This is a genomic window from Cupriavidus sp. OV096, assembly GCF_900115455.1.
Taxonomy (GTDB): Bacteria; Pseudomonadota; Gammaproteobacteria; order Burkholderiales; family Burkholderiaceae; genus Cupriavidus.
This window is the reverse complement of sequence record NZ_FOWM01000015.1, coordinates 110,843-121,773: the sequence shown is the minus strand read 5'-3', so window position 1 is coordinate 121,773 and position 10,931 is coordinate 110,843. Positions and strand designations below refer to the sequence as shown.

The 10,931-nt window shown below is 65.5% G+C and carries 10 protein-coding genes; 2 read left to right on the top strand and 8 right to left on the bottom strand.

Going from position 1 to position 10,931, the window contains the following annotated elements:
- The 6 genes from BM115_RS24690 to BM115_RS24665 all read right to left on the bottom strand — a co-directional run.
- On the bottom strand, positions 1-1,037 hold a 1,037-nt coding region (locus BM115_RS24690), incomplete at its 3' end, for a bifunctional UDP-4-keto-pentose/UDP-xylose synthase (protein ID WP_092300741.1).
- Entirely contained in the window at positions 1,034-1,978 is a 945-nt protein-coding gene (locus BM115_RS24685) for a formyltransferase (RefSeq protein ID WP_092300738.1), read from the bottom strand. The genes BM115_RS24690 and BM115_RS24685, both read right to left, overlap by 4 nt.
- Positions 1,966-2,970: a glycosyltransferase gene (locus BM115_RS24680; protein WP_092300735.1), complete on the bottom strand. Its 1,005-nt coding sequence runs from the start codon at positions 2,968-2,970 to the stop codon at positions 1,966-1,968. The genes BM115_RS24685 and BM115_RS24680 overlap by 13 nt, the downstream gene beginning before the upstream one ends.
- The gene (locus BM115_RS24675; RefSeq protein ID WP_092300732.1) at positions 2,949-4,124 is read right to left on the bottom strand and encodes a DegT/DnrJ/EryC1/StrS family aminotransferase; all 1,176 of its coding nucleotides are present in this window, start codon (positions 4,122-4,124) and stop codon (positions 2,949-2,951) included. The genes BM115_RS24680 and BM115_RS24675 overlap by 22 nt, the downstream gene beginning before the upstream one ends.
- A 37-nt stretch (positions 4,125-4,161) precedes the next feature.
- Positions 4,162-4,533 carry a DMT family transporter gene (locus BM115_RS24670; RefSeq protein ID WP_092300729.1) on the bottom strand — a complete coding sequence of 124 codons (372 nt, stop codon included), beginning with the start codon at positions 4,531-4,533 and terminating at the stop codon, positions 4,162-4,164.
- The gene (locus BM115_RS24665) at positions 4,530-6,266 is read right to left on the bottom strand and encodes a glycosyltransferase family 39 protein (RefSeq protein WP_092300726.1); all 1,737 of its coding nucleotides are present in this window, start codon (positions 6,264-6,266) and stop codon (positions 4,530-4,532) included. The genes BM115_RS24670 and BM115_RS24665 overlap by 4 nt, the downstream gene beginning before the upstream one ends.
- A gap of 329 nt (positions 6,267-6,595) precedes the next feature.
- On the opposite strand from BM115_RS24665, the gene BM115_RS24660 reads away from it, so the two are divergent.
- Entirely contained in the window at positions 6,596-7,540 is a 945-nt protein-coding gene (locus BM115_RS24660) for a hypothetical protein (protein ID WP_092300723.1), read from the top strand.
- A gap of 86 nt (positions 7,541-7,626) precedes the next feature.
- On the opposite strand, the gene BM115_RS24655 is transcribed toward BM115_RS24660, so the two are convergent.
- Both BM115_RS24655 and BM115_RS24650 read right to left on the bottom strand, forming a co-directional pair.
- The gene (locus BM115_RS24655; RefSeq protein ID WP_092300721.1) at positions 7,627-7,905 is read right to left on the bottom strand and encodes an amino acid ABC transporter permease; all 279 of its coding nucleotides are present in this window, start codon (positions 7,903-7,905) and stop codon (positions 7,627-7,629) included.
- A gap of 175 nt (positions 7,906-8,080) precedes the next feature.
- Positions 8,081-8,992, bottom strand: a complete 912-nt coding sequence (locus tag BM115_RS24650; RefSeq protein WP_092300718.1) for an amino acid ABC transporter substrate-binding protein — start codon at positions 8,990-8,992, stop codon at positions 8,081-8,083.
- Positions 8,993-9,819: 827 nt separating this feature from the next.
- Between BM115_RS24650 and BM115_RS24640 the strand changes: the two genes are divergently transcribed.
- Positions 9,820-10,914, top strand: coding sequence for an acyltransferase family protein (locus BM115_RS24640; RefSeq protein ID WP_092300711.1), 1,095 nt, complete (start codon positions 9,820-9,822; stop codon positions 10,912-10,914).
- Positions 10,915-10,931 lie beyond the last annotated feature (17 nt).

The following is a 10,931-nucleotide window of genomic DNA, read 5'->3' as shown; positions in this document are numbered from 1 at the left end:
ACCAGCGTACGCGCCTCCACCACCTTGTCGCGGTAGGCTTCGAAGATGCGGCGCAGCGCCTGTTCCATGTTCAGCTTCGGCTGCCAGCCCAGTTCTTCCATCGTGTTGTCGATCTTCGGCACACGGTGCTGTACGTCCTGGTAGCCCTTGCCGTAGAACTCGCCGGAGGACGTTTCCACGATCTTGGTCTTGCGGGCTTCTTCGGCGTACTCGGGGTAGTCGGCAGCCATCTTGAGCATCATCTCGGCCAGTTCGCGCACCGAGTGGATGTTGGCCGGGTTGCCGATGTTGAAGATCTTGCCGCTGGCCACGCCGTTCTTGTTCTCGATGATCTGCATCAGGGCCGAGATGCCGTCCGAAATATCGGCGAACGCGCGCTTCTGGGCGCCGCCATCGACCAGCTTGATCGGCTCGCCCCGGACGATATGGCCCAGGAACTGCGTCACCACGCGCGAGGAGCCTTCCTTCGACTCGAAGATCGAATCCAGCCCGGCGCCGATCCAGTTGAACGGGCGGAACAGCGTGTAGTTCAGCCCTTCCTCCATGCCATAGGCGTGGATCACGCGGTCCATCAGCTGCTTGGAGCAGGCGTAGATCCAGCGCGGCTTGTTGATCGGGCCGTAGACCAGCGGGGACGCTTCCGGGTCGAACTCATCGTCGGCGCACATGCCGTAGACCTCGGAGGTCGACGGGAACACCAGGTGCTTCTTGTACTTCACGGCCGCGCGGACCATCGGCAGGTTGGCTTCGAAATCGAGCTCGAACACGCGCAGCGGGTGACGCACGTAGGTGGCCGGGGTGGCGATGGCCACCAGCGGCAGCACCACGTCGCACTTGCGGATGTTGTACTCGATCCACTCCTTGTTGATGGTGATGTCACCTTCGAAGAAGTGCATGCGCGGATGGCTCACCAGGTCGCCGAGGCGGTCGGAGGCCATGTCCATGCCGTAGACCTCCCAGTCGGTGGTCTCCAGGATGCGGCGCGTGAGGTGATGGCCGATGAAGCCGTTGACACCAAGAATCAGGACCTTTTTCATCGGTTTTCCTCTCTGGACTGTGCAGTTGCGATGATGGATTGAAGGGCAGAAACGGTAACCGGCGCGGCGTGATCGGCGGAGGCGCCTTCCAGCAGCGTACGGACATGCAGCATGCCGCCGTCGCCGCAGACGGCGACGATGCGGTCATCGATCACGCGCAGCCCCTGGGGCTGCAGCGGGACCGATGGCAGGGCAGGGATACGGCGCGCGGCGGCCACGATCAGGCGATGGCCGTCCAGCTCGGTGAACGCGCCCGGGTAGGGCGGCGCCACCGCGCGAATCAGGTTGTAGACGGCGGAGGCCGGCTGGTGCCAGTCGATGCGACCGTCCTCGGGCTTGCGGCCCGAGAAGTAGCTGCCATCGGCCAGCCGATTGGGACGCTTGGGCGTATGGCCGCTCATCATGGCCGGCAGGGCGCGCCAGAGCGTCTGCTCGGCGGCGACGGTGACTTTCTCAAAGACCTCGCCGGCGCTGTCGTCGGGCAGGATCGGCACGGCGGTCTGGTCGACGATATAGCCGGCGTCCGGCTTGGCTTCCATCGCGTGCAGCGTGGCGCCGGTCTCGGTCTCGCCGTGGATCACCGCCCAGTTCACCGGCACGCGGCCGCGATACTTCGGCAGCAGCGAGCCATGCATGTTGAATGCGCCCTGCGGCGCGATGGCCAGCACCTCGGCCGGAATCATCGCCCGGTAGTAGAACGAGAAGATGACATCGGGCCGGGCGGCGCGCACGGCCTCGGCCAGTGCCGGGTCGGTCGGATCTTCGCCGTGCAGGAAGGGGATGCCCAGCTCCACGGCGGTATCGGCCACGCGGCGGAACCAGATGTTCTCGTCGGGCCGGTCACGATGGGTGATCACCAACGCCACGTCCACGCCCCGCGCGTGCAGCACGCGCAGGCAGCGGTCGCCAACGTTGTGGTAGGCGAAGACTACCGCGCGCACGATTCCTCCACGGCGGTCTGGTCCGACGGCGTCCGGAGCGGGTCACGCTCGAGCACGGCCTGGATGCGGTAGCGCGGGCGGTCGCGCACTTCCTGGTAGATCCGGCCCACGTATTCGCCAAGCAGGCCGATGCCGAACAGCATGATGCCGACCAGGAAGAAGTTCAGGGCGAACAGGGTAAACACCCCCTGCACTTCCGAGCCGAGCAGGAAGCGCCGAATCAGCAGCACGACGAACAGGCCCGCCGACGAGATCGACAGCAGCGTGCCGATCGCCGAGAACCACTGCAGCGGCACGATCGAGAAGCCGGTAACGAGGTCGAAGTTAAGGCGGATCAGCTGGTAGAGCGAATACTTCGACTCCCCCGCGAAGCGCTGCTCGTGGCCGACCTCGATCTCGACCGGATTGGACGAGAACGTGTACGCCAGCGCCGGGATGAAGGTGTTCACCTCGCGGCAGGCGTTGATCGTGTCGATGATGTTGCGGTCATAGGCGCGCAGCATGCAGCCCTGGTCCGTCATCTTGATCTTGGTGATGCGCTCGCGCAGCTGGTTCATCGCGCGCGACGCATAGCGCCGGAACGCCGTGTCGTTGCGCTGGCGGCGAATCGTGCCCACGTAGTCATGGCCCTGGCGCATGGCGGCCACCAGGCGCGGGATTTCCTCGGGCGGGTTCTGCAGGTCCGCGTCCAGCGTGATGACGATGCGCCCGCGCGTGTGCTCGAACCCGGCCAGGATGGCCATGTGCTGGCCAAAGTTGCCGTTGAACAGCACCACGCGCGTGACGTCCGGACGCTTGTGGAACTGCGCTGCCAGGATCTGCGGGGAGCGGTCATGGCTGCCGTCATTGATGAAGATCAGCTCGTACGACTCGCCCATGGCATCCATCGCCGGGTAAAGGCGATCGAACAGCGCCTGCAGGCCGTCCTCCTCGTTGTAGACGGGGACGACGACCGAGACCTCGACGGGGCTTAGAGAGAAAGGCGTTTGCATGTTTCGCTGAGAGTTGCGCATACCCGCTCCACGTCGGTGGCATGCATGGCAGGAAACAGCGGCAGCGTGACGATGCCGCGTCCGATGCGCTCGGCGTGGGGCAGCATGCCTTCGCGCCAGCCGAGTGAGCGGTAGTGGGTAAACAGGTGGATAGGCGGATAGTGGACACCCGTGCCGATGCCTTGCTCGCGCAGCGCCTCCATCACGTGGCGGCGCGCTTCCGCCGGGCCGCCGCGCAGGCGGTCCGTGGGCAGCACCACCTGGAACATGTGCCAGTTGGTGGTGGCGCCGGCGGGGTCCAGCGGCAGCGGCAGCTCGATGCCGAGATCGGCCAGCCCCGTGTCGGCGGCGCAGCGGAAGTAGGTCTCGGCCAGCGCGGCGCGCTTGGCGGTGATGGCGTCCAGCTTCGGCAGCTGCGCCAGCCCGATGGCGGCGTTGACGTCGGTCAGGTTGAACTTGCCGCCGGGTTCTTCCACGTCCATGCCGTCCATGCCGGTGCGGATCACGCCTTGCAGGCGCAGGCGCTCGGCACGCAGGGCTTCCTCGGGCGAGTTCAGCACGAGGCAGCCGCCTTCGATGGTGGTGATGTTCTTGTTCGCCTGGAAGCTGAAGCTGGCCAGGTCGCCGAACGCGCCGATGCGCTGGCCGCGCCAGCGGGAATCGATGGCCTGGGCGGCGTCCTCGATCACGCGCAGCTGGTGCTTGTCCGCGATGGCGTAGAGCCGGTCCATGTCCACGGGCAGGCCGGACAGGTAGACCGGCATGATCGCCCGCGTGCGCGGCGTGATGGCGGCCTCGACGGCGTCCAGGTCGAGGTTGCGGGTGCGCGGGTCGATATCGACGAACACCGGGCGGGCGCCCACGGCGAGGACCACGTTGGCCGTGGCCACCCAGGTGATCGGCGTGGTGATGACTTCGTCGCCCGGGCCGATATTGGCCACGCGCAGCGCGATCTCCATCGTGGCGGAGCCGTTGGCGAACGTCCGCACCGGCCGGCCGCCGAACACATCGGACAGCGCCGCTTCAAACGCCTGCATCTTCGGGCCGGAAGTGATCCATCCGGAAGCAAGCACCTTGCCGACCTCGGCAATGGTCTCGGTGTCGATCTCGGGCCGCACGAACGGCAGGAAGGGCTGGGCTGCGGTAACGGTCATGGTTCTTTGTGGGGCACGTGGGCTCAGGCGCGTACGCTCAGGATCGTGCAATCAGGAAGACTCCGGCCAGTATCAGCAGGATGCCGGCTACGCGCAAGGGACCAATCATCTCGCCGAACAGCCACCACGCCGCCAGCGCGTTGACCACGTAGCCCAGCGACAGCATGGGGTAGGCGATGGACACGTCCACGCGCGACAGCCCGACGATCCACACCGCCACGCTGACCACGTACAGCGTCAGGCCGCCGATCACCGGCCATTGCGTCAGCACGCGGAACGCGGTGGTGAACAGCGTGGCGCGGTCCAGCGTGATGGCGCCCACGGCATTGGTGCCGGCCTTGAGCAGCAACTGCGCGGCGGCGTTGAGCATCACGCCGGTCAGGATGAAAGCGAAAGTCGAAAGCGTCATGACGCGGGCTTGGGTTCCGGAGTGCCTGCCGGTGCCGGGGCACCGGACGGCGGAAAGTTGCTGACCACGACGCGCCGGCTATCGCGCGCCACCACATGCATCGGGACCTGCCGTGCCGACAGCTCGTCGTAGAGGCTCGGGTCCATGATGCCCAGCGCGGGCTGGCCGTCGCGCCAGCGCGCGATGAACTGGTCCAGTGTGGGAATCCACTGGTCCGGGGCCTGCTGCACGCCAAATTCAAGCTCATCGGGCTCCTCCACCATCGTCAGCGGATGTCCCAGGTAGAACGGCAGGGTATGGTCGAGTACCCGCACGCCGTACAGGGGCATATCGTCTTTCAGCACGGCACGGATGGCGGGCACCAGATCCACGCCGGATGCCCGCCGGCCCATCACTTCATGGCCCATCAGGCCGATGGTGCAGGTCAGGAACATCGCCAGCGCACACGCCGTGATGCTGGGGAACAGGCCCCTTGACTGCAACAGCTTGCGCGCCAGTATCGTGCCGCCCAAGAGTACGGCAAACGCGACGCCCGTGTACACGGCAAACGTGCGGAAGACCTCGTTTGGATTGGACGGGCGATGCAGCGTGGCCACATACGGCGTGGCCAGCAGGCCCACCACGGCCAGCGCCATCAGCGCGTTGACCTGGCGTTGCCAGGAGCGCTCGGTGATGTCGTCCAGCGCCACGCCGGCCAGCATCGCCAGCGCGGGGAAGATCGGCACGATGTAACCGGGCAGTTTGGAGCCGGACATGCTGAAGAAGACGAAAATCGCCACGGCCCAGATCAGTGCCATCAGCGCGGGCTGGAACGGCTTGCCGCCGGCCCCGCGCGCGGCCCCGGCGCGCTCGCGCACGGCGGTCCACATGCGCGGCGTCAGGCCCAGCCACGGCAGGAAGCCCAGCAGCAGCAGCGGCACGAAGTAGAACGGCGTGCCCTTGCGCGCATGCACGGTGGACGTATAGCGGTCCCAGTGCTCGTGGATAAAGAAGAAATGGGGGAATTCGGGGTTGCGCGAGGAAATCAGCCAGAACCACGGCACCGTGACGATCAGCATGACGACGATGCCGGACACCAGATGCAGGCGCCGCCACAGCGCCAGATCGCGCGTGATCAGCGAGTAAACCACGAGGACCAGGCCCGGCAGCGCGATGCCGACCAAACCCTTGGTCAGGATGGCGACGCCCATGGCGACCCAGCAGGCCAGCATCCAGCCGCGCCGGGCGGCGGGCGTGGCGTCCGGATGCTGGGCAAGCATCATGCAGGCCAGCACGCACGCGAGCGCGCCGGACAGCGTCATGTCGAGGGCGTTGAAGTGGCCGGCGATGCTCCACATCGGCGCCGCCAGCAGGGCCAGCCCGGCCAGCAGGCCGGCACGCGCGCCGAACCAGCGCGTGGCGGCGAGCACCGTGACGCCCAGCCCGAGGATGCCCGAGAGCGCCACGCACAGCCGCGCCTGCCAGTCGCCCACGCCGAAAGCCTCGTAGGCCAGCGTGGTGACCCACATATGGAACGGGGGCTTCTCGAAGTACTTCAGGGCGTTGTAGTGGATGGTCACCCAGTCGCCGCTGGCGAACATCTCGCGCGAGATTTCCGCGTAGCGGCCTTCGTCCGGCTTCAGCAGGTGCCGGAAGTCGAGCGTGCCGAACCAGACCAGCAGGATTGCGATGACGACCAGGGCAATCATGCCGACGGGTAGCCCGGCATAGCGCGAGGGCGTGGAACTACGCATAACTCTCCTGAAATGGCCGGCGAACCGGAAGCGATGTGGTCCCGGTTGTGCAGCAGACACCACACAACGCCGCAGGGCCGGATTCGGTGGACACGCATTCCCCGCCGCGGTGAGAACCTCGCGGAAGGGCAGGGGTTCCCCTGGAACGACCGGCCATGGCCGATTGGCTCCCCCGTCCGGTCGCCAAATTGGCGCGCAATGTTAGCACGACGCGCCGGTGCCGCCGCCGGCCAGGATTCCCCATGTGCCGGATTCGCGTAATACTGGCGGCTGCACCGCGCCACGATCAGTCCCGGCAGGCCGGTTTGTCGAATCCTCAGGAAACTACGATGAAAACGGCCCTGATGTCCGGTCTCTGTTTCAGCCTGCTCGCAGTGGCGAATGGAGCACATTCACAGGCATCGGAGCCGGCTGCCGAAATCGCCCAGATCGCTCAGACCGCCCCGGCCGCCCCGGCCGCCCCGGCCGCCCCGGCCGCCGACGCCGCGCCCGTGGCCGGCATGTCCCCCGTGCCCATGCCGGCCGGTGCAGCCTTGTGCGACGCCCCGTGGTTCCGCTCCGGCTCCCGCGTGCAGATGGAAGGCGACGGCGAGATGCCGATGTCGATCACCATGACGCTGCGCGAGGTGATGCGCACGGCGCGCGGCTGCAGCGCCCAGCTCGAAGTGCGCTCCAAGTCGGCGCTGTCGGCGCTGATGGGCCCCCCGGTGGTGATGGACCAGGTGCACGAGATCAATATCGACCGCAGCAGCGCCACCATGCGCACGCGCATCGACAGCCGCAACGCGGTGATCAACGCCCGGGCCCGATATGCGCGGATGTTCGGCGAGGCGTCGTTTACGGGTAGCGGCGTTTTCAACTATGCCGGCGTGGAGATCAAGGAGGGGGCGATGCTCGAGGGCGAGACCTTCCAGTCGAGCGTCTCGCTGAAGATCTATCCGCTCGGCGCCGACGAGGTGGTGGGCACGATGCAGGCCCTGCATGCGTCGATCATCGTCGGCTCCCGCATGGTGGGGCGACGCCAGATGATCAATACCGTGATGGGACGCAAGGAGTGCATGCCCATCACTTATGAGAAGCGCACCTCGCTGGGCCCGTTGATGGTGGGCGACGAGATCCTGCAGCTGGAGCCGAGCGTGCTGCACGTCACCGACTGGTACTGCCCGATGGAGGCCTTCGTGCTGCGCACCGAAGTCCGCCAGAACAACAAGGTCCAGCGCGTGGACGTGACCGGGCTGGAAATGCTGGACCCCGAGGCCCCGGCGGAGCGCTGACACCCGCATCCGGCCAATAAAAAACCCCCCAATGTCTTGGGGGGTCTGTTTCCGCACGGGAAGATCCGTGACCGGCCAGCGGCCAATCAGTTGCCCTGCGTGGGCTTCTTGGTGGTCTTCTTGGTCTTGTCCTTCTTCGGCTGGCCCGACTGATCCACCAGATCCGCACGGGTGCTCTTGTTCGCGCCCTGGCTGTACGGGTCGAACTTGTCGCCGGACTTCGCACCCTGGCTGTAGGTGTCGAATTTCTCGCCGGACTTCGCGCCTTGCGAGTACGGGTCGAACTGCTTCTTGTCCTGTGCAATGGCCGCCACGGAGGCGGTAGCCAGGCCCAGCGCAACTGCGGTGGCGATGATCTTGTTCATGGGATCTCCTGAGTGGTGCCGCCTTCCGGCGGTTCGCGTTGTGCGGGCTTACCGGCCAGTAAACAGCATGTCAGCCCGCTCGGGCCAGTGTGTCCAAGGCCGGTGAAGCCGTCAACTCAGGGGTTTTCCGGGGGCGGCAGCCGCGTGCCGCCCCGAGATGGATGCCGAAAAGTGCTTATTCGGTCACGGCGTCAGAGGGGTGCTTCCAGGCCTGTGTGACCTCGGCGGAGGGCGCCAGCGCGAGGTTGGTGCCACGCGTGCCAATCGGCTGCTGGAACCAGCGCTTTTGCAGCGCGACGACGTCCGGCGTGGCGAAGGTGCCCGCCAGCGCCTGATCGACCAGCCGCTTCCACTCCGGGTCCGCCTTGGACATCATCAGCGCGTTCTGCTCCACCGACAGCGCCGGGCCGACAATCACGAACTGCGACGGATCCTTCGACTTGGCGCGCAGCCCGGCCAGCAGCACATCGTCCATGACGAAGGCCTGGGCGCGGCCCGTCTCCAGCAGCAGGAACGACTCGCCATGATCCTTGGCGTAGACGTCCCGATAGCCATAGTCGGTCTTCAGGCGTCGCACGTGGCGGTCGCCGGTGGAGCCGGCGCTGGTCACCACGGTCTTGCCACGCAGATCCTCGAGCGACTTGATACCCGAATCGGCCCGTACCAGCATCCGCACCGTGGATACATAGTGCGAAACGCTGAACGCCACCTGCTTCTGGCGCTCCAGCGTATTGGTATTGGGCGCGCAATCGAGGTCGACCAGCCCATTGACGACGGCCGGAATGCGGTTCTGCGGCGTCAGCGGCAGCCAGCGCACCTTGATCTCCTTCAACCCGGCCTTGACGCGGGCGGCCTCGGCGGCACGCAGGCAGAGATCCACCGCATACCCGGCCGGCTGGCCCTTGTCGTCGGCAAACGAGAACGGCAACGCCGATTCCCGATAGCCGAGCGTAATCGTGCCCGTCTCGCGAATCTTGTTGAGAACCGGGCTATCGGCATGGGCGACAGCAGGCGCCACTACCCCGGCGAGCAGGGCAGCAGCGGCAATCAGGCGTTGCAGGGACGAAAACGAGGCAAACGGCGACATGGGATCCGAGGGTGCTGACGAAAGCGGCAAGGGTATACCCCGGGCCTGCGGCGCAGGAAGGATATTCTCGTCATAAGCAAATGCCCGGTTTTGGGGAATGGGCCGCGCTACGTCAGCCGGGAGCCGCCGCAGGCCATCAACGCCCAGACCACCACAAACGGGAGCGCACACAGGACGCGGGTCCGCATGCGGGTGCGCCTGGCAAGCAGGGACCAGAGGGCGAGAGTACTGGTGGTCCAGAGTGAGATGCTTGATATCAGATAATTCTGCTGGGACCGATAAGCCCACATCGAAGCGGCTGGGCCTTCCTCTCCAAAGGGGTATTCATGAGGGACAGTCCATGCGTCCCAGATATCTGCAGGCATAATAACGACGATGAAGGCGAGAATGATGCCAGCGATTATTTTAATAACGAACCTGTAATTCCATGTCTTTTGCATAATACATAAACTCCTTATTTCGATGCGCCGGACAGTTCCTTCGAGATCCAGAAGTTCGATGATTTCCCGTGGCGTCGGCGTCGTGCCAAAAAGCCGATAACCGAATCTTCGCGAACGAGATCTTCGAGGTCCCGCCGGAGAAAATGATTGTTTTTGATTTCGTTTTCCATGCGCTGGTCTGTATGACTAGGGTTGAACCAGCAGACGTTCTACCCGCGCATTGTCTGAGAGGTCTATCAGACGCGCCCAAAAATTGGGCATGGTTTGACTTTCATCATGGCCGGCGCGCCATCCCACCTATCCTTGTTACATCCGTAACCTTTGACCCCCATCCGTCCCTGCACCAACAAGGTACAATCCCGCACCTTTGTATCGTTCTCATAACAAATGGGCACCCGTCCTTCTCGTTTGGCGTGCATTGACGCGCTGAAGGCGGTCAGCTCACAGCTGATCGTGTTGCACCATCTGGCCTTCTACGGGCCGATGTCCGATGCCGCGCACGCCCTTGCCCCGGGGCTGATTGGCTGGCTGGCCGACTATGCGCGCATTGCCGTGCAGGTCTTTCTTGTTGTCAGTGGTTTCCTGGCCGCGCGCAGCCTGGCGCCGGGCGGGATTCTGACGGCCGCGAATCCGCTGGGGACCATCTGGCGCCGTTATCAGAAGCTGGTGGTGCCGTTTGCCGTTGCCATTCTCGTGGCGATTGCCGGGGCTGCGCTGGCGCGCACCTGGATGACGCATGACTCCATTCCGGCCGCCCCGCACTTGGCGCAGTTCGTCGCGCATCTGCTGCTGCTGCACAACATTCTCGATGTGGACGCGCTGTCCGCCGGCGTCTGGTATATCGCCATCGACCTGCAACTGTTCGCCTTGCTCGTGATGGTGCTGTGGGTGGCGCGCGCGGCGCCGCGTCGGCGCCTGCCGTGGGGCATGGCGCTGGTGGGTGCGCTGGCCGTGGCGTCGCTGTTCTGGTTCAACCGCGACGCCAGCTGGGATATCTGGGCGATCTATTTCTTTGGTGCCTATGGCATGGGCACGCTGGCCTACTGGGTGTCGAACCCGGGGCGCTCGCCGATGGCGCTGATCCTGCTGGCCTCGCTGGGCGTGGCGGCGCTGGTGGTGGACTTCCGGCTGCGCATCGCGGTGGCGCTGGCCACGGCGCTGCTGCTGGCCATCTCCCGGCGCGGGGACTGGCTGGAGCGCTGGCCCGGCGGCCGTCTGGCGGATCTCTCGGCCTATTTCGGCAAGATTTCCTATTCGGTCTTCCTGGTCCACTTTCCGGTTTGCCTGGTAGTCAATGCGGCGGTCTCGCACCTGGCGCCGGGGCAGCCCGTGCTCAACGCACTGGGCATGGGGGCCGCCTGGGTCGCCAGCAATCTGGCCGGGGCGGTGTTCCATCGCTATGTGGAATCGGTCGATGTCCTCCATGTGTTGCGCGAGGCGATCTGGCCGGCGCGTGACAAGTCGGTCACTTCCGAGGCCTGATCCGGGCCTTAGCGCCT